Raw genomic sequence first — 23,230 nt, forward strand, 5'->3', positions numbered from 1 at the left:
GCCTCGCCCAGCGAGACACCGATCTGGCGCGCGGTGCGCAGCAGGGGATGGTCCAGCGGCACCTGGCGGCTGCCGTGCACCACCTCGGACAGCGGGATGCTGCCCAGCCGACCGTTGTGCAATGTGACCATGCGATTGAACTCGGCCCGCATCACGAGTTGGGCCGCCTCGTTGCCAAACTGGGTGGCGAGCACGCGGTCGAACGGCGTGGGCGAGCCGCCGCGCTGCACATGGCCAAGCACGGTGGCCCGCACCTCCGACGCCAGCCGAGGCTGCAGCGCCGCCGCCAACGCATGGGCGACGCCACCCAACCGGATCGGGTCGGGACTGTCGGCGATGCGCCGCTGCACCGTCAGCGCGCCGCCGACGGGTTTGGCCCCCTCCCCGATGCAGACGATGGTGTAACGCTGGCGCCGCTCGCGCTCGCGGCAGACTGCGGCCACGGCCTCGATGTCGAAGTCGATCTCGGGCAGCAGAATGATGTCCGCCGCCCCGGCCAGCCCGGCCTCCAGCGCAATCCAGCCCGCATAGCGGCCCATGGTCTCGACGATCATCACGCGCCCATGGCTCTGGGCGGTGGTCTGCAGGCGCTCGATCGCCTCGGTGACGGTGGCCACGGCGGTATCGAAGCCAAAGCTGCGCTCGCAGCCGGGAATGTCGTTGTCGATGGTCTTGGGCACCCCGACGATGGGCAAGCCGCGCTGGGCCAGCCCGTGCGCCAGCGCCATCGTGCCGTCGCCACCAATCACGACCAGCCCTTGTAGTGCGAGCGCCTGCGCGTGCCGCAGCACGCGTGCGGCGGTCGCCTCGTCCTGTAGCGGGTTGGCCCGGTTGCTGGTGCCCAGGATCGTCCCCCCTTGCATCAAGATGCCGCTGACGCTCGCCCAATCCAACGGGCGTACGCGCGGCGTCTCCTCCATCAGGCCGCCAAAGCCGTCTTCGATGCCAATGACCTCGGCGCCGCACTGCCGCAATAGCGACTTGACGACGGCGCGAATGACGGCGTTGAGGCCGGGACAGTCGCCCCCGCCGGTCAGGATGCCGATGCGCAAGCTCATGAATCGCACTCCTTCATAGGTTCAAGGTTGCTCGCGCGGCCACAGCGCCCACAGCTGCAGCGGCTGCTTCAGACCGGCGGCCAAGGCATAGGCGCCTTCGCCCCAGCCGGCAAAAAAATCCGCCCGCACCGCCCCGACGATGGCGTTGCCCGTATCCTGCGCCAGCACCAAGCGCTGCAACTGCGCCACCGGCCCGCTGGAGACCAACCACAGCGGCGTGCCGTAGGGAATGGCCTCGCGATCCACCGCAACGGAGCGCATCGGCGTGAGCGCCACCCCCTGCGCCCCCCGCGGGCCGAACTGGGTGTCGAGGGCGGACAGCGCCTCCTCCCGAAAGAACACCACGCGCGGATTGCTCCACAGCAGCTCGTCGATGCGCTGCGGATGGGCCGCCGCCCAGGCGCGGATCGCCTCCCAGGTGCCGTCGCGGATCTCGCGCCGCTCCAACAGCCAGCGCCCGACGCTCTGGTAGGGATGACCATTGTGCGCGGCATAGGCCAGCCGCGCCAGGGTGATGCGGCCGTCCGGCTCGACGATGCGCAGCCGCCCCGAGCCCTGGATTTGCAACAGCAAGGCATCCAGCGGATCGGCCAGCCAGGCCAGCGCGCGCCCCTCCAGCAGGCTCTGGACCTGGGGATCGCTGTCGATCTGCTGGCGGCTGAACCAGGGGCGACCCGGCGCGGCCGCTAGGGTCGGCGGCGGGGCGTACAACGGCACCCGGTAGGCCCCCTGGCGCACGCGGCTGGCCTGCAGCTCCGGCTCATAGTAGCCGGTGAGCAGGCCCGGGCGGTTGCCTCCGTCGTGGGACAGCACCCGGTAAGGTTGCAGGCGCTGCATCATCCAGGTGTGGCGCTCCAGCGCATCGGCCAAGGTTAGGCGGCGCAGCTCGGCACACACGGGGCCCCAGGGCGGTGCCGGGCGCTCGCAACTGCGCAGCCAGGCATTCCAAGCTTCGTGCAAGGCGTCCCGGCCCCAGCCAGGCAGCTCGCTCCAGCGCACGGGCTGCCACAGGGCCGCGCCACGGCGCACCGGCGCAGGCAGAGGCGCGGCATCGGCCGCCTGCCATGCGGCGTCGCTGGGCGCGAGCACCGCCGGGCCCAGCCCGTCGATGAGGGGCATCGGGGCCACCACCGAAGCCGATGGCGGGGTCGGGGGAACCGGCGCGGGTGCCGGCGCCTCCATGGCCACAGGCGCACCGGGCGAACCGCCCCCCGTGGGCACGGCTGGCGGCACGCTGCCGCAACTCGCCAGCGTGCCTAGAATCCCCCAGACCAGCAGCCGGGCCATCCGTCCGGCGCCCCATTTCGCCCCTATTAATGTCGTTGCCGTCATGACCTTGTTGCTGCTCGAAGCGCTCGGCGCGCTGCTGTTGTTCGTCTTCATCGTGTGGTGGACCATGTTCGCCGGCCGAAAGCGCGGCGAACCCGCCGACTCGGGCTCGCCAGCCTCCCCCACCGATGCCCCTGAGGCCACCAACCCAAGCACACAAGCCCCCCGACCGGCCGAGCCGCCGCGCTGACGCCGCCCGCACACCGCCACCGCATGGCGTCACAGCCGCCGGTGCTGCAGCGCCGGCAGGCGGCGACGCACCTCCTCCAGCCGGGCGTGGTCCAACTCGGCCACGACCACGCCAGCGCCGCTGGCTTGCTGCGCCAACACCACGCCCCAGGGGTCGATCACCATGCTCTGACCCCAAGTCTGGCGGCCGTTGTCGTGCACGCCGCCCTGGGCGCTGGCGATGACATAGGCCTGGTTCTCGATGGCGCGCGCGCGCAGCAGCACCTCCCAGTGCGCCTGACCGGTCACATGGGTGAACGCCGCCGGCACCACCAGCACATCGGCCGCCAATTGACGGTACAGTTCCGGAAAGCGCAGGTCGTAGCACACACTCAAGCCCACGCGCCAAGTCGTGCCGCAGTGGTCGGTCAGCGCAAAGCTCACCGGCTGCTCGCCAGGCTTGAGCACGGCAGCCTCGTCATACCCCTGCTGCCCGTCGTGGAAGCGAAACAGGTGAATCTTGTCGTAGCGCGCCACACAGCGGCCCTGGGGGTCGTAGACCAGCGAGGCGTTGGCGGCATGCTTTGGATCATCGGTGGCCAGTGGCACGGTGCCGCCGACGATCCACAACCCCAACTGACGCGCAGTCTGGGATAGAAAGTCTTGCACCGTACCCGAACCGAATGCTTCGGCCATCAGCAGCTTGTCGGCGTCGCGCCGCCCCATCAGGCAGAAGTACTCCGGCAGCACTGCCAGCTCGGCGCCGGCATGGCGGGCCTGGTCCAGCAACTGCTGCGCCTGCGCCAGGTTGAGGTCGAGACTGGTGCCCGAGACCATTTGGATGGCGGCGACTTTCATGGGGTACGGTCCGGTTTGATGTCCGAGGACTCTGGGGAGGGTATCGTACGTCGGATACGTTCGACCTGGGGATCGGCCCAGGCGCCGGTGATGCGAAAGGTCTGCGTAGCTGCCGCCTGCAGGGGCTCGCGCAGCAGCCATTGCGCCAAAAAGCTGCCCAGCCCGGTGACGGGATTGATCATGGTCGCCACCAGCGAGGCGGTGCCCGCATTCAGCTCGGGCACCACCACGGCCGTCAGGTCCTGGGTCTCGCGCACCAGGTCGGCTTGCCCTTCGATGAGCACGGCCGCGCTGACGCCCTTCATCTGTAGGTTGTTGGTGCTGGCCACGCCGCGCGCGATACGGGCATTGCCGCGCACGAAATCGAAGGCAAACCCCTCGCTGAAGACATCGCGGAAGTCCAAGGTCAGCCGCCGCGGCAGGGACTGCAGGCTCAGCACCCCGAGCAGCTTGGCGATGCCTGGGTCGGCTTTGAGGAACTGTCCACGCTGCACATCCAGCCACAGCTCGCCCGACAAGCTCGGCAGATGCAGCCCCAGGGGCGAGCCCAACCAGCCGAGCGTGCCTTCCATGCGCCCCCGCCCACCGCGCAGCGTGCCCGCAAAGCCAAAGCGCTCCAGCAAGGCCCCTGCATCGTCAATGTCTAGCTGCATGCGCAAAGCAGTGCGGCGGGCGCTGGCCGCCTGCCCGGGGCTGGTCAGGGCTGCGACGGGGGCCCAGTTGCCCGATGCGCTCAGGCGCGCCTCGGGCACGGTCAGGCGCAGCGACTGCAACCGCCACTCGCGCGGCCCCTCGCTCCCCTGTGCAGCGTCGCGGTTGTCCGCCTGGACCTCCAGCCGCCCGAGCGGGCGGCCCGCCAGCTCGAAGGCATCGACCACGATATCCAGCGCGGGAACCGAGCGGGGCTGACTGGCCAGCCGCTCGACGTCGGCTGCGGCGCTGGGCGGCAGTTCCAGCCGCGCCAGCCGAGCCAGCAGCTGCTCCTGTGCACCGCTGCGGTACTCCAGGTAACCCTCCAGCTGGCGGGCCGCCACCGTCAGCCGCCACAGATCGCCCTCACGCGAGCCGCCAGCCGTCAGCGCCTCGAAGGTTCGGCCCGCGACCAGCAGGCGATCCAGCGTCACCCCCAGCCGGCTGGGCCAGTAGGCATCGCTGCCGCGCCAGTCCAGACCAGCCGCCGCGCTGGCGCGCGAGGACACAGGCACGGGATCTGGCTCCAGCAGCGCCTGCCACGCGTCGGCATCCAACTCGCGCAGGCGCGCCACACCAGACACGCCGGACACGGGCCAATCCGGCAGTTCGGCCCCCAACGCCAGCCGCCCTCGCCGCACCGTGGTGCGCGTTGCGGAATGCTCGCGCTCATATTCGGCGCGCAGCGGCACCGCGTCACCCGAGGGCTCCACGGTCAGGCGCAGGCGGTCGCGGGTGAGTTCGGCCGCCGCATCGGGGCGCGGGCGGGTCTCCAGCGCCACCTGGACGCGCCAGGCGGCATCCGCCGGTTTGGTCAACGGCGCCGGCAGCGCCACCCCCAGGCCCCGCAAATCGGTGTCCAACCGCAGATCCATGCCATCGGGCCCAAATGCCAAGCCCAGCGCATAGCGAGCAGCCCCTTGAGCGTGTGCACCCAGCCAGCGGGCCCAGCCCCATTCGCGGCTGGCCGCCAGCCCCGCAGCGCTTACCGTCCCCTGCCCCTGAAAACGCACCACCGCAGCACCGTCGCGGCGGCCCATCCCGCCGCTGAAGCGCAGTTCACCCCCCAGCACCCGCGCACTCGCCTGCGCCAAATCGAAGCCGTGCTCGGTAAAGTCGAGCACCCCGCGCACGCCTTGCAAAAGCGGCACATCCGGGCGCATTTGCACATCGTTGCCGGCCAGGCGCACCTGCCCGCGCACCTGCGTGCGGTCGGTGTCATTGAGCGGCATGCGCAGATCCAACGCCACCTCCAGCGCGCCGCTGGCCCGAGCAACGTCGAGTACGCTGCCGGTAAACTCGCGCAGTGGCGATGCCGCCACGAAGCCCAGCACATCGTCGCCGGTTCCCCGGATCAGACCCTTGACCTGTAGCTGCGGCTCATCGGCCATGTAGTCGGGAAGGGCCGCCTCGGCCTGCAGCACCCGCAGCGCCGGCTGTCCCGCGACGCTGCCGCCGGCGCGCAGGATCTGCAGGGTTCGGCGTTCGATCAGCAGCTCGCCGGCCGCGCGCTCCAACGCCGGCCAGGGGGCACTGCCTGCCGGCAACAGATGCCGAGGGGCGTAGTCGAGGGCCACATCGTTCAGTTGGGCCCGCACTTCGAAGACGCCCTGCCGAGCATCGGCAAAGGGAAAGTCCCACAAATCGCCATCGACGCGGAAGGTGGCGCTGCTCACCCGCCCGGCGCGAATCGCCGTCTGCAAATAACGGCGCGTGTCGGCGCCCACCGTCGCGGGCAGATAGCGCGCCACGCGCGCCGCATCGGCGCGCGTCAAGCGCATGTCCAGCGTCATGCGCCCAGGAAAGCGGTCCCGCGCCGCGCTGCGGTCGGGGTCGGCGGTGCGCCAGCGCACGCTGCCGCTGCCAGCGGCGTCGGCATTGGCAAAGCTCAGGCGGCTGACCTCCAGCGTGATCGCCGGACCCTCGACGCTCCAGCGGGCCTCGGCCGACAGCTCATCGAATGCCAGGCGCGGATCGTCGAACACCCCAGGAAAAACCAGCGCCCCGCGGCGCATCGCCAGCGTCGCCCGCCCGCCGCGCTCGTCCAGCGCGAACTCGGCATCGACTCCCTCCAGCCCCGGACGACCAAAGACGATCTCGCCCGGCGCAGCACGCGGCACCGCACCAGCGCGCAGTCCCAGCCCGCGCACCCGCCCGCGCGCCTCCCAGCGCTCGGGCGCGCCGGGCTTGGACGGGGCGCTCCAGCGCACCGACAGCCCCTCGGCCACGCCGGCCGGCTGTGTCTGCTCCGCCCAATGGTGGACCGCCTCGCCCAAGGGCAGCACGCGCGCCAGGCGCTGGACCACGCCCAAATCCAGCCGGTCGGAAGACAAGGCCCAGTGCCGCAGCCCCCCATCTGGTGCCAATTCATACTCGAAGCGCACATCCCCCCGCGGCCAGTCGCTGCCGTCGCCCGTGGTGATGGCCAGTCCCTGGGTGGCCCAGACGGTGGTGTTGCCGTCGCGCTGCAGCCCCAACCGTCCGCTCATGCGGGCCACCCGCAAAGGCTCGACCCGCGCTTGCGCATTGGGGGCCCAGACGGCATGGACATGGCTCCAGTGCACATCTGCAGTGGCGGCACGCCATTGCGCGCGGCGCACATCGGCCCACAGCCGCACGGCGCCAGTGGCGCGCAGCTCGCGCACGCCCCACAGGGCAGCCGTGTCCAGATAGGTCTCCAGGCGTTGCACGTCCAAGCGCGGCGCCAGCACGAACAATTCGCCCGACCACTCGCGCCAACGTCCGGGGTGGGTTTGCCAAAACGGCCGGGCAAATCGGCCCCGCACGCTCAAGCGCTCGCCCCACTCGGGCGGCGGCGTGGCATCGAGCCGAAACTCGTGCCGCAAGCCGGGGTTGCGCACCACCAGGTCCACCGCCGTCAGCGCCAGCGGGGGGGCGTTCGGGCGTTGCTCGTCGATCCAGCGCAACACCCCGGCGCGCAGGGCAAATTCGCGCTGGCCAAAGAACCAATCGGCGGCGGGGCTGTCGTCGCCTGCACTCGACAGCTCCAGGCCAGCGACCTGCAGCCGGCCGTCGGCCAGGCGGCGCACCTCGAGCGTCGGGCCGTCGATCACGAGCTGGTCGAAGCCGAGGCGCCACAGCGAGGCCACCGACAGCGCCGCCTGCACCCTGGGCAGGTGCAGGGCTTCGTGGCCGCGCGCATCATGCAGGCGCACATCGCGCAGGGTCAGCGTGGCGCCCCCGGTATCCGTGGCGGCCTCGATGGCCCCGACGCTCACGCGCACCCCCAACGCGCGTGTGGCCACCGCTTCGAGGGCTGGCCGCCAGGCCTGCGCGCGCGGCACAATCCAAAACTCCAAAGCCACCCAGGCCACGATCAGCAAGGCCCAGGCCGTCACCGCCAGCCCGAGCGCGACACGGGATGCCAGCGCCAGCATCAGCAGATGCCAGGGGGGGCGGGAAAGGGTTGGGGTTGGAGTCACACGAAATTATGATATCGAGCGTTTGCGTTGGTTCGGCGCGGGCCGATCACAGTCGCTTCGTGCAACGCGTGCGCCGTCGCTACGACGGCGAGCGCGCCTTGCTGCCCCCAGGCGCTCCCACGGCCGACACCTTGCACACGGCCCTGGGTGCTCTGCGCGAACGCGGGTATGGGCTGGATGCCGCCCTGCGGGTGCTGCGTCATCTGGCGCTCGAACGCCTGGCCGTGCTGGACTGCGAGCAAGCGGCCTCGCTGGAGGTGATCACCCGCAGCGTCACCGCCTTAGCCGAGCTGGCGCTGGACGAAGCCGCCCGTGCCGCCTGCGCCGAGCTGGATGCCCTGCACGGCCAGCCCATGGCCCCCGAGGGCGAGCCGCCAGGACCCTTGCCGCTCGGTGCCGCAGGCGAACCATCCGAGGGGCGCCGTTGCGCTTGGTGGATCGTGGGCATGGGCAAGTTCGGCGCGCGCGAGCTCAATGTGTCCAGCGACATCGACTTGATCTATGTGTACGAGGGCGAGGGCGAGACCGCCGGCAATGCCGAGGGGCGCAACCGCATCAGCAACCACGAGTATTTCGCCAAGGTCGTCAAGCGCATCCATGCGCTGGTGGGCGATGTGACCGAGCACGGCCAGGTATTCCGGGTGGACCTGGCCTTGCGGCCCAACGGCAATTCGGGGCCGCCGGCGGTGTCGCTGGGTGCGCTGGAGGATTATTTTCAGGTTCAGGGCCGGGAGTGGGAACGATTCGCCTGGCTGAAAAGCCGTGTGGTCGCACCCGCCGAGAGCGCCCACCGCGATGGCACCGGGCAGTGGCTGCGGCCGATCGTGCTGCCGTTCGTTTTCCGCCGCTACCTTGACTACGGCGTATTCGAAGCGCTGCGGCGGCTGCACCGCCAGATCCGCGAACATGCGGCGCGCCGCGCCGCCGGCCATCCGGAGCGTGCCAACGACGTCAAGCTCTCGCGTGGCGGCATTCGCGAGATCGAGTTCATCGTGCAACTGCTGCAGGTGGTGCGCGGCGGACAGTTCCCGGAATTGCGCACGCGTCCGACGCTGCAGGCACTGCAGCGCGTGGCCCAGGCGGGCCTGATGCCGCTCGACAAGGCGCAGCAACTTGCCGAGGCCTACGTCTTTTTGCGCCGGGTCGAGCACCGCATCCAGTACCTGGACGACCAGCAGACCCATGTGTTGCCCACACGCGACGACGACCTGGCGTGGATCGCCGCGACGATGGGCTATGCCGACACGCCGTCATTCCTGGGCGCGCTGGACGCCCACCGCGAGGTGGTGGCGCAGGAGTTCGACACGCTACTGGGCGGCGACAGCCGCAGCGCCGGCTGCCACGGCAAAGGCTGCCATGGCGCGGCGCGCGGCGCGGGCGACGACCTCGGCGCGCTGCTGCCCCAGTGCCCGCCGGCGCTGGCCGACCGCCTGCGTCCCTGGATCGACCACCCACGCGTGCAAGCGCTGCGCGACGAGGCGCGCGCGCGCCTGGTCCGGCTGGTGGAGCGCACGCTGGCCTGGATCGACGAGGGTCGCGCCACCGAAACCGCAGCGGTGCGGCTGGCCGACTGGATCGAGCCGCTGCTGCGCCGCGAAAGCTACCTGGCTTTGTTGCAGGAGCGCCCCGCTGTCCACGAACGGCTGCTGAGGGTGCTGGGCTCGGCGCGCTGGCCGGCGCGCTACCTGCTGCGCCACCCAGGGGTCATCGACGAACTGGCCAGCACCGAGCTGTACCAGTCCCGCTTCGATGCGGCCGCCTTTGCAGCGGACCTGCAGGCGCGCCGCTGGTCGCTGCACAAAACCGGCGAGGACGATGACGAAGCGCTGCTGGATCTGCTGCGCCGCGCCCACCACGCCGAGATATTCCGGACGCTGGCGCGCGACATCGAGGGGCTGCTGACCGTGGAACAGGTGGCCGACGACCTGAGCGCGCTGGCCGACACCGTGTTGCAAATCACCAGCCAGTGGTGCTGGCAACGCCTCAAGGGCCGCCACCGCGACGAGCCGCGCCACGCCATCATTGGCTACGGCAAGCTCGGCGGCAAGGAGCTCGGCTACGGCAGCGACCTCGACATCGTTTTTCTCTACGATGATGACGATGAACGCGCCCCCGAAATCTATGCCGCCTTCGTGCGCAAGCTGATCAACTGGCTCACGGTCAAGACCGGCGAGGGCGACCTGTTCGAGATCGACACCGCGCTGCGGCCCAACGGCAACTCTGGCCTGTTGGTGACCAGCTTTCAGGCTTATGCCAACTACCAACAAAACCGCGGCAGCAACACCGCCTGGACCTGGGAACACCAGGCCATGACACGCGCGCGCTTCGTGGTGGGCAGCCCCGACCTGGGTGCGCGCTTCGACGCCGTGCGTGAGGCCGTCATCACCGCGCCGCGCGACCCTGCGGCGCTGGCCGCCGAAATCCGTGCCATGCGCCAGCGCCTCTACGACGCGCACCCGGTGCGCGCCGACCGCTTCGACCTCAAGCACAGCCCCGGCGGCATGATCGATGTCGAGTTTGCTGTGCAGTACCTGGTGCTGGCGCACAGCGCGGCGCACCCAGCGCTGCGCGCCAACGCTGGCAACATCGCGCTGCTGCAGCGCGCCGAGGCCGCCGGCCTGCTGCCCGCTGGCGTCGGCCACGCGGCCGCCGACGCCTACCGCCACCTGCGCCAGCTGCAGCACCGCGCGCGGCTGGACGAGGCCAGCACCCAGATCGACCCCGCAGACGTGGCCGCCCAGCGCGATGCCGTGCTGGCATTGTGGGCACAGGTATTGGGTTATATCTAGGCCAGTGATCCACCCATGTCTCTGTCGCCCATGAAAACCCAGCCCCGCCTCAACACCCTGGCCGCCATGGCACTCGCCATTGCTACCCTCGCACCGATGAGCATCCCCAGCCACGCCGCCCCAAGCACGCCGGCCAACGCCCCATGCCCGAGCATCCTGCAACACCGCTTCGACCGGCTGCAGGACGAAAAACCGCAGGATCTGTGTCAGTACGCCGGCCAGGTGGTGCTGGTGGTCAACACCGCGAGCTACTGCGGCTTCACACAGCAGTACAAGGGGCTGGAGGAACTCTACCGCCGCTACCGCGACCGCGGGCTGGTGGTGCTGGGTTTTCCGTCCAACGACTTTGGCCAACAAGAGCCCGGCAGCAACCAGCAGATCGCCGAGTTTTGTGAGAACACCTTCGGCGTGCAGTTCCCCATGTTCGCCAAGAGCCATGTGCGCGGCCCGCAGGCCAATGCCCTGTTCCGGCAACTGGCCGAGCGCACCGGCACAACGCCGAAGTGGAACTTCTACAAGTACCTGATCAGCCGCGACGGCCGCACCGTACTGGCTTACAACAGCCTCATCGGACCAGACAGCGAGTCGCTGCGGCGGGACATCGAGCGGCTGCTCGGCTCCTGAGCGGGATCAGTGGGCCAGCGGCAGCGATGTTTCTGCGGCATCCACCCGGCGCGCGCCATTGAAGCGCCGCGCCCAGTAACGGTCGTTCATGTCGCTGATCTTGACGCGGTCGCCCTTGCTGGGGGCATGGATGAATTTGCCGTCGCCCAAATAGATGCCGACATGGCTGAACGCTCGGCGCATGGTGTTGAAAAACACCAGATCCCCTGGGCGCAGATCGCTCTTGGCAATGGGGATGGTGGTCTGCGCCTGCTGGGCCGCGCGGCGCGGCAGCACCAGGCCGAGCGTGTTGGCATAGACATAGCGCACGAAGCCGCTGCAGTCGAAACCGGTCTCGGCACTGTTGCCCCCCATGCGGTAGGGCACGCCAATGAGCCCCAGCGCGGTGTTCATGAGCTGGCTGGCCACCAGTCCCGTTTCGGTGCCAACCGTTTGCCACTGGTCCAACAGACCCCCTAGCGGCGGCACGGCGTCCGAGGCGATGTCCGGATCAAGGGGCGCCGCAGGGACGGCAACGGTCAGCAGCGCAGACAGGAGGAAGACGGCAACACGGCGCATAGCTCCACATCCTAACAGAAGCGTATGACGATCCGGGATACAGCGCGATTTAGCGTGCGGCGGCACAGCCGGCGGCCACGGCAAACGCCAGACGCTGCAGCGCCAGCCACGGATCGGTCGGCCAGTCGGGGGCGGTCAACCCCTTGACGATGCCATCCACCGTCTGTGCCTCGGCCAGCCAGCGCCCAGTCTGTGCCGCCCGCAGGTGGGGCAGCAGGCGCTCGTAGCGTTTCTCGCGCGGGCCCCAGACGCGCTGCTCGCGCAGCACCAGCGGCAGGGGCTGCCCGCGGTCCATGGCCTGCCGCACCCGGTGCAGGGTACGCACCTCCTCCGCCAAAGCCCAGTGCACCGGCACGGGGGCCACCCCTTCGGCGCGCAGGCCCTCCAACATGCGCTGTACCCGCGGCAGCGCCCCGTCCAGCACCGCTTCGGGCAGCCGGAAGGGATCGTAGCGCGCCACGTCCAGCACCGCCGAGCGCACCTGCTCGAAGGACAGCTCACCCGGCGGGTACAGCAAGCCCAGCTTGGCGACCTCCTGATGCGCCGCAAGCAGGTTGCCCTCCACCCGATCGGCCATGAAGGCGAGCGTGCGCTGCCCCTCCTCCCCCGCGGCGACATGCTGTCCCTGCTGCTGCAGGCGCTGCGCGATCCAGTGGGGCAATTGCGCGCGCTCCACCGCGTCCACCCGCACCGCGACGCCATGCGCCACCAACGCCGCCCACCATGTGCTCTTGAGGGCAGCGCCGTCCAGCCGGGGCAGCAGCACCAGGGTGACGGTGTCCACCGAGGCGGCGGCGGACTCGGCCAAGCGCTGCAATGCCTCGGCCCCGTCCTTGCCCGGTTTGCCAGACGGAATGCGCACCTCGATCAGGCGCTTGTCGGCAAACAGGCTGAGGGCCCCGCCGGCCGCCAGGATGCCGCTCCAGTCCGTGTGCGCACCCGCCACTGTAAAGACGCTGCGCTCGACATGCCCTGCCGCGCGCGCCGCGGCGCGGATGGCGTCCGCCGCCTCCTGCACCAGCAGGGCCTCGTCGCCGTGCACCACATACAGCGGCGCCAGGGCACGCTGGAGCTGGGCGGGCAATTGGGCGGCACCGATCTGCATGATGGAATTCTAGGCGGCGTGCCACACTATCCGCTTGATCTCCACTCACACTGTCCGTCATGAGCACGATAACTTTCCCCCCCGTCACCCTGGTGGGCGCCCCCACCGACATCGGCGCCGGCGCGCGCGGCGCGTCCATGGGCCCGGAAGCGCTGCGTGTTGCCGGCCTGCAAGCGGCGCTCGAGTCCCACGGCCTGCAGGTGCAAGACCGCGGCAACCTGAGCGGCCCGACCAACCCCTGGCGCCCCGCTGTGCAGGGCTACCGCCACCTGGACGAGGTGGTGGCGTGGAACCGCGCGGTGCACGACGCCGTGTACACCGAACTCACGCAGGGCCGCCTGCCCATCCTGCTGGGCGGCGACCATTGCCTGGCCATGGGTTCCATCAGCGCCGTGGCGCGGCATTGCCGCGTCACCGGCCGCAAGCTGCGCGTGCTCTGGCTGGACGCGCATGCGGACTTCAACACCTCGACGCTCACGCCCAGCGGCAATCTGCACGGCATGCCAGTGGCCTGCCTGTGCGGCTTTGGCCCCGAGGCGCTGGTGCACCTGGGCGGCGGCGGCCCGGCGCTGCAGACGCAACAGGTGCGCCAGATTGGCATCCGCAGCGTCGATGCAGGCGAAAAGCGCTTCGTCCACGAGCAGGGCCTAGAGGTGTACGACATGCGCTACATCGACGAAATGGGTATGCGCCACACGATGGAACAAGCCCTAGCGGGTCTGGACGCCGACACCCATCTGCACGTCAGCTTCGACATCGATTTTCTGGACCCCGACATCGCGCCCGGCGTGGGCACGACCGTGCCCGGCGGCCCCACCTACCGCGAAGCCCAGCTGTGCATGGAGATGATCGCCGACACCGGCCGCCTGGCCAGCCTGGATGTGATGGAGCTCAACCCCGCGCTGGATGTGCGCAACCGCACTGCGCTGCTGGCGGTGGATTTGATCGAGAGCCTGTTTGGCAAAAGCACCCTGATGCGCGAGCACCAGGTGCGCAAATCCACGTCTGCAGCCTAGTCTGACCAGACTGCAATCTCGCGCGACGCCCACTCCACCCTGCCGCGGCTGGCCAGGCGCGCCGTCGCCCCGCCCCGGTGCGACAGACCGGCCCTCAGTTCAGCGGCGGCACAGCCGCCAGCCGCACCAACACCTGGCGCGCGAGGGCCACGCGCATATCGTCGAACAGCAAGGCCTCTTCGGCCTCTTTGCCGAGCACCACGGTTTCGGAAAAGCTCTGCTCGCGCTCTTGGAGCAACTCGGTCGGCGGGATCAGTTCGCGTCCCGTCGCTGTGCGCAAGGCGAAACGGAAACGGCGCCGCAGCGCCAGCTCGCGCACCTGACCGGCGGCCGTGGTGCCGACCACGACCCGCTCGCGCTGATCCTGCAGCACCTGCAACACCACATCCGCGGCAGGCGCCGACCCTGCCCCCGGTGCGCGCGGCGCTGCGGCGTCGAGCACCGCCACCCCCGCCGCCTGGAGCTGGGCACGCAAGCTGTCGAGCACGTCGGAGTCGGCCGCCGCCTGCAGCCGCAGCGTGCGGAACGCAAAGCGCAGACCCGTTCCCCGCAGCTGGAAGCCGCAGCCCGCCAAGGCCGTGGCCGCCAAGGCCCCGGCCGCCAGCCCGCGCACCCAGGCACGCCGCGTCTGCACCGTCAGACCACCACGTTGACCAGGCGCCCTGGCACCACCACCACCTTGCGGGCGGGCTGGCCGTTGCTGAATCGGGCAAATTCCGGTGAGGCCAGCGCCGCCGCCTCGATAGCCGCCCGGTCGGCATCGGCTGCAACCGTCAGGCTGCCGCGCAACTTGCCGTTGATCTGCAGCACCAGCTCCACCTCGTCGCGGCGCAGCGCGCCCTCGTCCACTTGCGGCCACGGCGCATCGAGCAGATCGCCCAGCGCGCCGGCATAACCCAGCGCATGCCACAGAACGTGCGTCAGGTGCGGGGTGGCCGGGTACAGACAACGCAGCAGGATGCCGAAGCCCTCGATCAGCGCCACGCCGCCGCCGGGCTCGTCCGCCGGGTCGAACGCCTCCAGCACATTGAGCATCTTCATGCAGCCCGACACCACAGTGTTGTACTGCATGCGCTGGTAGTCGTAGTCCACCTGCCTGAGCAGGGCGTGGATTTCGTGGCGCAACGCTTTGGTGCGCTTGCCATAGGCCACATCGGCCAGCGATGCTGCGCCCTGCGCGGCCTGCGTCGCCCCGGCCCAGTCGGCCTGCGCCAGCCGCTGGCCAAACGCCCAGACGCGCTTGAGAAAGCGGTGGCTGCCCTCCACCGCGGCATCGTTCCATTCCAGCGTGGCCTCTGGCGGCGCGGTGAACATGGTGTAGAGCCGGGCGGTGTCGGCGCCGAATTTTTCGATCAGATCCTGCGGATCGACGCCGTTGTTCTTGGACTTGGACATCGTGCCGACGCCTTCGTAGTCGATCGGCGTGCCGGCGGGCAGCACACCATCGGCGCTGGCCACATCGCGCTTGAGGCGCGCACCGACGATCTTGCCACCCTCGTCCAACACATGCTCCACATCATGCGGCCAGAAATATTCCTTGGCCCCTTTGGCGGTGCGGCGGCTGTAAATGTGGTTGAGCACCATGCCTTGCGTGAGCAGCCGCTGGAACGGCTCGTCCACCGACACCAAGCCCAGGTCGCGCATCACCTTGGTCCAGAAACGCGCATAGAGCAGGTGCAAAATGGCGTGCTCGATGCCGCCGATATACTGGTCCATCGGCATCCAGTAGCGGCTGCCTTCGGCCACCATCGCATCGGCGTTGGTCGGATCGCAGTAGCGCATGAAGTACCAGGATGAATCCACGAAGGTGTCCATGGTGTCGGTCTCGCGCCGCGCCGGCTTGCCGCACTTCGGGCAGTCCACTTTCAAGAACGCCTCGCACTTGGCCAGCGGATTGCCGCTGCCGTCCGGGATCAGATCTTCCGGCAACACCACCGGCAGGTCCTGGTACGGCACCGGCACCGGTCCGCAGTCCTCGCAGTGGATGATGGGGATCGGCGTGCCCCAGTAACGCTGGCGGCTGATCCCCCAGTCGCGCAGCCGATAGGTCACCTTCTTTTCGCCCAAGCCCTTGGCCGCCAGCAGCTCGGCCACCTTGTCCACCGCGGCCCGGTACGGCAAGCCGTCCAGCGGCCCAGAATGGACGCAACGGCCGCGCTGCTTGTCGGCGTACCACTCGGCCCAGGCCTCGGGCGAGAAGGTCTCGCCCTCCACCGCGATGACCGGCTGGATCGGCAAGCCGTATTTCTTGGCAAACGCGAAGTCGCGCTCGTCGTGGGCGGGCACGCCCATCACCGCGCCATCGCCATAGCCCATCAGCACGTAGTTGCCGACCCACACGGGCACGGCTTGGCCGGTCAGCGGATGCGTGACCACCAGGCCGGTCGGCATGCCCTCCTTCTCTTTCAGCGCCAGCTCGGCCTCGGTGGTGCCGCCGAGCTTGCAACGGTCGATGAATGCGGCCAGCTCGGGGTTGTTGCGCGCCGCATGCGCCGCCAGCGGATGCTCCGGCGCCACGGCGCAGAAGGTCACGCCCATGAGGGTGTCGGCGCGGGTGGTGAACACCCACAGCCGCCCGTCCTGAATGAGCTCACCGCGCTCGTCGCGGATCTCGTGCGGGAAGGCGAAGCGCACGCCCTCGCTCTTGCCAATCCAGTTTTCCTGCATCAGGCGCACGCGCTCGGGCCAGCCGGCCAGATAGTTCGGATCATCCGGGCGGGCCACGGCCGACAGCAGCTCCTCGGCGTATTTCGTGATGGCCAGGTAATAGCCGGGGATCTCGCGCTTTTCCACCAAGGCGCCGGTGCGCCAGCCGCGTCCGTCGATCACCTGCTCATTGGCCAGCACGGTCTGATCGACCGGATCCCAGTTGACCACCTGCGTCTTGCGATACGCGATGCCCTTTTCCAGCATCTTCAGGAACAACCACTGGTTCCACTTGTAATAGTCGGGCCTGCAGGTGGCGATCTCGCGGCTCCAGTCGATGGCCAGGCCCATGGCCTGCATCTGCCGCTTCATGTAGGCGATGTTGTCGTAGGTCCATTGCGCTGGCGGCACACCGTTTTTGAGTGCGGCGTTTTCCGCCGGCAGGCCAAACGCATCCCAGCCCATCGGCATCAAGACGTTGTAGCCCTTCATGCGCAGTTGGCGCGCCATCATGTCGTTGATGGTGTAATTGCGCACATGGCCCATGTGCAATTTGCCACTCGGATAGGGCAACATGGAGCAGGCGTAGAACTTGGGCTTGGGCTGGCCCTGGGCGTCGGTGGCGTGTTCGTGGACGCGGTAGGCGTCGTGTGCAGCCCAGTGGGCCTGGGCAGCGGCTTCCACGTCGCGGGGGGAGTAGGTCTCTTGCATGGCAAACGGCGTCAACGTGTCCGGCCGCGCCACCCACCGCCGATCGGGGCGGACGCAGCCAGGCCGCGGGTCTGATTGGTCAGGGATTGTATCGGCCGCACCCGGGCCGCTCAGCTCAACACCTCGGCCAGGAACCCCCGCATCGCCGCCCAAGAACGCACATCGGCGCGGGCGCTGTACACGGTGCCGAAGCCAGGGTCGTTGGCCTCGGGGTTGGTAAAGGCGTGCATCGTGCCCCCATAGGCGTGCAGCTGCCAGTCGGCCCCAGCCTCGGTCATTTCCTTGGCAAAGGCCAGCACCGCCTCCGGCGTGACCATCGGGTCATCCCAACCGTGCAACGCCAGCACCTTGGCGGTGATGCGCTGCTGCGCCGTATTGCCTGGCGGGGTAAAGAGGCCGTGGAAGCTGACCACGCCGCGCAGCGGCAGGCCACAGCGCGCCATGTCCAGCACGCTGAGGCCACCAAAGCAAAAGCCGATCGCTGCCAGCCGATCGCGGTCCACCTCGGGCTGCGCCGCCAGCGCCTGCAGCGCCGCACCCAGCCGTGCCTGCAGCAGCGGCCGGTCTTGGACCAGGGGCGTCATCAGCGCGGCATTTTCCTCGCGCGTGGTGCCGCGTCGGCCCTTGCCATACACATCCATCGCGAAACCGACGTAACCCAGCCCGGCCAGCGCGCGCGCTTTGTCATCCTCAAAGGCGGTGCGCCCAGCCCAGGCGTGCGCCACCGCGACAGCGGGCCGCGGCGCATCGAAGGCGTCATCCCATGCCAGCAGGCCCTCGCAGGTGAGGCCGTCGTGTGTGTACTCGATGGTGCGGGTCTGGATCGTCATCGTGCTTGCCTCCTCGTCACAAGGTTGACCCGGTCTGACGCTGCGCCCATGGCGCTCATCGCAGCCCGAGCACGTCGAACATGTCGTACAGACCGTGCGCGCGCCCCGCCAAAAAACGCACCGCGCGCAGGCTGCCCTGGGCGTAGGTGGCGCGGCTGCTGGATTTGTGGGTGATTTCGATGCGCTCGCCTGTGCCCAGAAACATCACCGTGTGGTCGCCGACCACGTCGCCGCCACGCACGGTGGCAAAACCGATCGCGCCGAGCGGCCGCTCACCGGTGTGGCCAACGCGCTCGTAGACCGCGCAGTCCTGCAGTCGCCGCCCCTGCGCGGCAGCGATCACCTCGCCCATCAGCAGCGCAGTGCCACTGGGAGCGTCCACCTTGTGGCGGTGGTGCGCCTCGACGATTTCGATGTCGAAGCCGGTGGCCAAGGCGCGCGCGGCCATGTCCAGCAGCTTGAGCGTGACGTTGACCCCCACGCTCATGTTGGGGGCCAGCACAATGGGGATGCGCTGCGCCGCCTCGGCGATGGCGGCCTTTTGCGCCTCGGCCAAGCCGGTGGTGCCGATGACCATGGCCGTGCCGTGGCGCACACATGCGGCCAGGTGCATCATCGTCCCCTCGGGGCGGGTAAAGTCGATCAGCACATCGCTGACGGCGACGGCGGCATCCACATCGGCGCCGATGGCCACGCCCGCGATCTGCCCCGAGAAGGCCGCGGCATCTTGCCCCAAAGCGGGGCTGTCGGGGCGATCGAGCGCAGCCGACAGCACACAGTCATCGGCGGCCTGCACGGCCTCGATCAACACGCGGCCCATGCGACCGCTGGCACCGGCGATAGCGACGCGATGGGGGGGGGATACAGTCATGGCAAGGGATCAGGGCAGGGGATTCAGCGCGGCTCGAGCGGCGGGTAACTCGGCATCGCAGAGGGAACAGATTCAGGGGCGGGTGCGGGGGCGAGTGGCTCGGGACTGACGGCGCGAGAGGCGGGTGCCTTGGCCTCGAAGGCCTTGAGCTGCGCCTCGGTCGCCTCGAGCGCCGGGGGTTGCGCAGCCTTGCGGCGCACGTCCAGGGAGGAGACGAACGCCTCCTCGGTGGGCAGCTCGTCGGCCTGCACCCGCTCCAGCCGGTCGCCCTGAAAGAACACACTGACCACGCGGCGCTGCGGGGCCTGGCCCTGGCGCTGGAAGGTAAAGACGTAGTCCCAGCGATTGGCGTGAAAGACGCTGGCCACCAGCGGCGTGCCCAGAATGGCTTGCACCTGTTCGCGCGTCATGCCGGGCTGCAGGGCTTGCACCTGCTCGCGCACGACCACATTGCCCTGCAGGATTTCCATGCGATAGGGGGTCACCAAACCGCCGAGGGTGGACAGCCGCGCCGTGGCGCTGTCCAAAGCGCCACAACCAGCCAGGGCCAGCAGCGGGGCGATCCAGGCGGCCCGGCGCACCAGGCGCCGCGGGATCGAAAGCATCGGAAGGGCGGCAGGTTTCATGGCGTGGGACGAATGGGCACACAGACACGCAAGACTTGGTGCGTGGTTATATCATTGGGGCCATTGTAGTAGCGCGCGACCCAGAGCCGCCCCGCATCCACACTTGCACGCATGACCGGCATCGATGAACTCAAAAACACGGGGCTCAAGGCCACGTTGCCGCGACTGAAGATCCTGGAGATCTTCCAGTCGGGGCGCCAGCGCCACATGACGGCCGAGGACGTCTTCAAAGTGCTGCTGGACGAGCAGTCCGATATTGGTTTGGCCACGGTGTATCGGGTGTTGATGCAGTTCGAGCAGGCCGGCATCCTGGTGCGCAGCAATTTCGAATCTGGCAAGGCGGTCTACGAGCTCAACGAAGGCCAGCACCATGACCATTTGGTGTGCTTGGACTGCGGCCGGGTGGAGGAGTTCTACGACGCCGAGATCGAGCGGCGCCAGCAGGCCATAGCGCAAGAGCGCGGCTTTGCGCTGCAGGAGCATGCGCTGTCGCTGTATGCCCACTGCCAGCGGGCCGATTGTCCCCACCGCGGTCGGTCTCGGCGGGGCTAACCATGCAAACGGCCCCGGATCAGTCGTCGCGCAGCATGGCGGCGCGCTGGCGCTGAACAAATTCTTGGTAGGTGTCGATGCCACGCAACTGCAAGATGGCATTGCGCACAGCGGCTTCGACCAGCACGGCGATATTGCGCCCCGCCACCACCGGAATGACGGCCTTGCGGATGGCCACCCCCAGCACATCTTGGTAGATGGGCTCGCTGGGCAGGCGCTCGTAGTCGCGCTCCAACGTCGCTTGGCGCACCAGGTGTACGATCAGGCGCAGGCGCATCTTGCGGCGCACGGCCGTCTCGCCAAAGATGGCCTTGATGTCCAGCAGGCCAATGCCGCGCACCTCCAGCAGGTTTTGCAGGAGTTCGGGGCAGCGGCCTTCGACGATGGTCTGGTTGACGCGATAGACATCGACCGCGTCGTCGGCCACCAGCCCGTGCCCGCGCGAGATCAGCTCCAGCCCCAGTTCGCTCTTGCCCAAGCCGGATTCGCCAGTGATCAGCACGCCCAGCCCCAGGATGTCCATGAACACGCCGTGCATCGTTGTGCGCTCTGCGAAATGGCGCGACAGATAGGCGCGCAACACGTCGATGACGAAAGCCGCCGAGGCCGCGGTCGCAAACAACGGGATGTGGGCGCGCTCGCACATCGCCACCAGTTCGGCGGGCGGGGTCTGGTCGTCTGCGACGACGAGCAGCGGCGGCTCCAGTGTGACGATGCGCGAGACCCGGCGCCGACAATCCTCCGCCGTTGCGTTGTGCAAATACGCAACCTCGCGCACGCCCAGCACCTGGGCGCGGTAAGGGTGGATATAGTTGAGATAGCCAACCAGATCGGCCCCCGAGCGCGCCTCGGCGACCGCCTTGTCGTCGAAGCGTCGCTCCGACGCCGTCTGGCCCGCGACCCACTGCCACTTGAGGGTCTCGCGGTGATCCTCGAACAGGGCGTCGGCGCTGACAGCACTGGGTTTCATGTCGGCAAGCCGGCGGCGCGCGGCCGCCGTATAAGATCAAGCGGCCGCTTGTGCAGATTGCCAGCCCGCGATCAGGCCGTGCAAAGTGGCAGCGTTGTCGGCGCGGCGCAGTTTTTCGCGCAAGGGCGCGTCGCTCAATAACTCGGCGATTTCGGACAGAATCTCCAGGTGCTTCTGGGTGGCTGCCTCGGGCACCAGCAAAAAAATCAGCAGGTTGACGGGCTGCTCATCGGGCGCGTCGAAGCCGATCGGCTGAGCCAGTTGAAATACCGCCGCCATGGGTTGCTTGAGCCCCTTGATGCGCCCGTGCGGGATAGCCACGCCATGCCCGAGCCCAGTGGAGCCCAGGCGCTCGCGAGCAAACAGGCTGTCGGTGACGAGCGCGCGGTTGAGTCCGTGCAAAGATTCGAACAGCAGGCCGGCCTCCTCGAACGCGCGCTTCTTGCTCGTGGCCTCGACAGCCACGAGCACGTGTTCGGGCGGCAGGATCGCAGACAGTCGGTTCATCGGAATGTGCCTCGAAACGAGGGGGCCATTATGCCCCTATCGTCGCCGGGCTGCCGTGGCTGGAAAACGACAAACCGCTTGGGTAGGGACCAAGCGGTTTGTGGCAGGCCAGCAACAGCCGCTCAAAAACACTCAGACGACTTCACGCTTGAGCGGCAAATGGTGATGCTCCTGGGCCTTGTCTTTGTAGCGCAGCACCTGTCGATCGAGCTTGTCGGCCAGCTCATCGACCGCCGCGTACAGATCGGCATGCGTGCTCTCGGCGTAGATTTCCTTGCCTTTGACATGGATGTTGCACTCGGCCCTCTGGCGCTGATCCTTGTCCTTGGCCTTGTCCACGGACAGCAGAACACGGATGTCCACCACCTGGTCGAAATGGCGCGAGATGCGCTCTAGCTTGGTGGACACATAGTCGCGCAGCGCAGGGGTCACATCCAGATGGTGTCCGCTGATGGTCAGGTTCATAGAGAGCCTCCTTTTGCTCCTGAGAAACGCTCGGCAGCCGACGCACGGGCTGCGGGAACAAGCCAAGCTTGATCCCATCCCTACTATGCCTGTTTGAAGCCGGTGTGACAAGGGCGGTTTGCAGCCGCCCAACGCGCTGCCAACACCCCGCGGGGCGCGCGCAGTGCGATAATGTGCTGTGTCTGTATTGTTGGAGTTCCGCCGTGGAAAGCAGCCCTAGTCGCGTGCTTTCGACACCGGATCGCCAGACCTGAGCCCCTCGCTGACACGTCAAGGGGGATCCGCAGCGGCTCTGGCGGCCGGTGATCGAAAGCACCCCCCGATCACCACCGCCCCATTCTCGCCTGTCGGAAGCGCCCCATGCTCAACGTCTTCACGCTCGTCAACGGCCGTTTGTTCCAGGAAGAAATCGACTCGCTGGAAGACCTGGCCCGCTTCAAACCCATTTGGGTCGACATGGAGTCGCCCTCTCCCGAGGAACGCCGCTGGGTGCGGCAGCACTTCGGCCTATCCATCCCAGAAGATGCCATCGACGACGACATCGAAGAGTCGGCCCGCTTCTTCGAGGAGGACAACGGCGAGCTGCATGTGCGCTCGGACTTCCTCATCGACGACGGGGACGACCCGCGCCATGTGCGGGTGGCTTTCATTCTGAACGACCGCAACCCGGCTCTCAAAAGCCACGGGGTGCTGTTCTCCATCCACGACGAAGATGTACCCGTCTTTCGCCTGCTGCGGCTGCGCGCGCGGCGCATGCCGGGCCTGATCGACGACGCCAAGGATGTGCTGCTGAGCCTGTACGACACCGATGCGGAGTACTGCGCCGACACGCTCGAAGACATTTACGAGGACCTGGAGCGCATCAGCACCAAAGTGCTGTCGGGACAGGTAACGGATGACATCGCGACTGAAGTGCTGGCCGCCATTGCCCGCCACGAGGATATGTCGGGCCGCATCCGCCGCAACATGATGGACACGCGGCGCGCGGTCAGCTTCATGATGCGCTCGCGCATGCTGTCGGCCGAGCAGTTCGAGGACGCGCGTCAGATTTTGCGCGACCTGGACTCGCTGGACAGCCACACCGCCTTCCTGTTCGAGAAGATCAACTTTCTGATGGATGCCACGATCGGCTTCATCAACATCAACCAGAACAAGATCATCAAGATCTTTTCGGTGGCGTCGGTCGCGCTGCTGCCGCCGACGCTGATCGCCAGCATCTACGGCATGAACTTTCAGTACATGCCCGAGCTGAACCAGCCCTGGGGCTACCCGGCCGCGCTGGCGCTGATGGTGGCCAGCGCCGTAGGGCCGATGCTGTACTTCCGCAAGCGAGGCTGGCTCAAGTAATCCCCAATCCCAGTGGCGGTGAATATGCACCGCAACGGTGTGCCTCTTGGGCACCGTGGGGCAGCAT

Annotated in this window: 20 protein-coding genes; 6 read left to right on the top strand and 14 right to left on the bottom strand. The window is 68.3% G+C overall.

The genetic code is table 11. The features are described from left to right. Together P3W97_RS05065 and P3W97_RS05070 are read right to left on the bottom strand one after the other, a co-directional pair. Nucleotides 1-1,052, bottom strand: a 1,052-nt coding sequence (locus P3W97_RS05065) for an ATP-dependent 6-phosphofructokinase (RefSeq protein ID WP_300844432.1), incomplete at its 3' end; no start/stop codon positions are given. A gap of 27 nt (nt 1,053-1,079) precedes the next feature. Continuing rightward, on the bottom strand, nt 1,080-2,177 hold the full coding sequence (locus P3W97_RS05070) for a murein transglycosylase A (protein ID WP_367184593.1): 1,098 nt from the start codon (nt 2,175-2,177) through the stop codon (nt 1,080-1,082). A 211-nt stretch (nt 2,178-2,388) separates the two neighbouring features. On the opposite strand from P3W97_RS05070, the gene P3W97_RS05075 reads away from it, so the two are divergent. Continuing rightward, entirely contained in the window at nt 2,389-2,577 is a 189-nt protein-coding gene (locus P3W97_RS05075) for a hypothetical protein (protein ID WP_300844396.1), read from the top strand. Between the two features lie 29 nt (nt 2,578-2,606). Here P3W97_RS05075 and P3W97_RS05080 read toward each other — a convergent pair whose 3' ends face one another. Together P3W97_RS05080 and P3W97_RS05085 are read right to left on the bottom strand one after the other, a co-directional pair. Further along, nucleotides 2,607-3,413, bottom strand: a complete 807-nt coding sequence (locus tag P3W97_RS05080; RefSeq protein ID WP_300844398.1) for a carbon-nitrogen hydrolase family protein — start codon at nt 3,411-3,413, stop codon at nt 2,607-2,609. Next, nucleotides 3,410-7,501: a YhdP family protein gene (locus tag P3W97_RS05085; RefSeq protein WP_300844400.1), complete on the bottom strand. Its 4,092-nt coding sequence runs from the start codon at nt 7,499-7,501 to the stop codon at nt 3,410-3,412. The genes P3W97_RS05080 and P3W97_RS05085 overlap by 4 nt, the downstream gene beginning before the upstream one ends. 53 nt (nt 7,502-7,554) lie before the next feature. Here P3W97_RS05085 and glnE point away from each other — a divergent pair, with 53 nt between their 5' ends. Both glnE and P3W97_RS05095 read left to right on the top strand, forming a co-directional pair. After that, nucleotides 7,555-10,335 carry a bifunctional [glutamate--ammonia ligase]-adenylyl-L-tyrosine phosphorylase/[glutamate--ammonia-ligase] adenylyltransferase gene (gene glnE / locus P3W97_RS05090; RefSeq protein WP_300844402.1) on the top strand — a complete coding sequence of 927 codons (2,781 nt, stop codon included), beginning with the start codon at nt 7,555-7,557 and terminating at the stop codon, nt 10,333-10,335. 30 nt (nt 10,336-10,365) lie between these two features. Beyond that, the gene (locus P3W97_RS05095) at nt 10,366-10,959 is read left to right on the top strand and encodes a glutathione peroxidase (protein ID WP_300844404.1); all 594 of its coding nucleotides are present in this window, start codon (nt 10,366-10,368) and stop codon (nt 10,957-10,959) included. Between the two features lie 6 nt (nt 10,960-10,965). Here P3W97_RS05095 and P3W97_RS05100 read toward each other — a convergent pair whose 3' ends face one another. Continuing rightward, nucleotides 10,966-11,517, bottom strand: coding sequence for a C40 family peptidase (locus P3W97_RS05100; protein WP_300844406.1), 552 nt, complete (start codon nt 11,515-11,517; stop codon nt 10,966-10,968). 49 nt (nt 11,518-11,566) lie between these two features. Then, on the bottom strand, nt 11,567-12,622 hold the full coding sequence (gene holA, locus P3W97_RS05105; RefSeq protein WP_300844408.1) for a DNA polymerase III subunit delta: 1,056 nt from the start codon (nt 12,620-12,622) through the stop codon (nt 11,567-11,569). A gap of 59 nt (nt 12,623-12,681) precedes the next feature. Here holA and rocF point away from each other — a divergent pair, with 59 nt between their 5' ends. Then, entirely contained in the window at nt 12,682-13,638 is a 957-nt protein-coding gene (rocF, locus tag P3W97_RS05110) for an arginase (protein WP_300844410.1), read from the top strand. A gap of 94 nt (nt 13,639-13,732) precedes the next feature. On the opposite strand, the gene lptE is transcribed toward rocF, so the two are convergent. The 5 genes from lptE to P3W97_RS05135 form a co-directional block, all read right to left on the bottom strand. Next, nucleotides 13,733-14,272 (bottom strand): LPS assembly lipoprotein LptE, encoded by a 540-nt coding sequence (gene lptE, locus P3W97_RS05115; protein ID WP_300844412.1) that lies wholly within the window; start codon nt 14,270-14,272, stop codon nt 13,733-13,735. A gap of 2 nt (nt 14,273-14,274) precedes the next feature. After that, nucleotides 14,275-16,995 (bottom strand): leucine--tRNA ligase, encoded by a 2,721-nt coding sequence (gene leuS, locus P3W97_RS05120; protein WP_300844414.1) that lies wholly within the window; start codon nt 16,993-16,995, stop codon nt 14,275-14,277. A 110-nt stretch (nt 16,996-17,105) separates the two neighbouring features. After that, on the bottom strand, nt 17,106-17,825 hold the full coding sequence (locus tag P3W97_RS05125) for a dienelactone hydrolase family protein (RefSeq protein WP_300844416.1): 720 nt from the start codon (nt 17,823-17,825) through the stop codon (nt 17,106-17,108). Nucleotides 17,826-17,880: 55 nt separating this feature from the next. After that, a complete protein-coding gene (gene dapB / locus P3W97_RS05130) occupies nt 17,881-18,696 on the bottom strand; it encodes a 4-hydroxy-tetrahydrodipicolinate reductase (protein WP_300844419.1) in 816 nt (271 codons plus the stop codon). A 23-nt stretch (nt 18,697-18,719) separates the two neighbouring features. Continuing rightward, entirely contained in the window at nt 18,720-19,322 is a 603-nt protein-coding gene (locus tag P3W97_RS05135; RefSeq protein ID WP_300844421.1) for an outer membrane protein assembly factor BamE, read from the bottom strand. A 111-nt stretch (nt 19,323-19,433) separates the two neighbouring features. On the opposite strand from P3W97_RS05135, the gene fur reads away from it, so the two are divergent. After that, nucleotides 19,434-19,874, top strand: a complete 441-nt coding sequence (gene fur / locus P3W97_RS05140; protein ID WP_300844423.1) for a ferric iron uptake transcriptional regulator — start codon at nt 19,434-19,436, stop codon at nt 19,872-19,874. A 19-nt stretch (nt 19,875-19,893) separates the two neighbouring features. Here fur and hprK read toward each other — a convergent pair whose 3' ends face one another. From hprK to raiA, 3 genes are all read right to left on the bottom strand, one after another. Beyond that, entirely contained in the window at nt 19,894-20,844 is a 951-nt protein-coding gene (gene hprK, locus P3W97_RS05145) for an HPr(Ser) kinase/phosphatase (RefSeq protein ID WP_300844424.1), read from the bottom strand. A 36-nt stretch (nt 20,845-20,880) separates the two neighbouring features. After that, the gene (locus P3W97_RS05150) at nt 20,881-21,351 is read right to left on the bottom strand and encodes a PTS sugar transporter subunit IIA (RefSeq protein ID WP_300844426.1); all 471 of its coding nucleotides are present in this window, start codon (nt 21,349-21,351) and stop codon (nt 20,881-20,883) included. 132 nt (nt 21,352-21,483) lie between these two features. Then, nucleotides 21,484-21,816 carry a ribosome-associated translation inhibitor RaiA gene (raiA, locus tag P3W97_RS05155; RefSeq protein ID WP_300844428.1) on the bottom strand — a complete coding sequence of 111 codons (333 nt, stop codon included), beginning with the start codon at nt 21,814-21,816 and terminating at the stop codon, nt 21,484-21,486. A gap of 360 nt (nt 21,817-22,176) precedes the next feature. On the opposite strand from raiA, the gene corA reads away from it, so the two are divergent. After that, the gene (gene corA, locus P3W97_RS05160; protein WP_300844430.1) at nt 22,177-23,163 is read left to right on the top strand and encodes a magnesium/cobalt transporter CorA; all 987 of its coding nucleotides are present in this window, start codon (nt 22,177-22,179) and stop codon (nt 23,161-23,163) included. Nucleotides 23,164-23,230: the final 67 nt, after the last annotated feature.

Source organism: Tepidimonas sp., from assembly GCF_029335975.1.
GTDB lineage: Bacteria > Pseudomonadota > Gammaproteobacteria > Burkholderiales > Burkholderiaceae_C > Tepidimonas.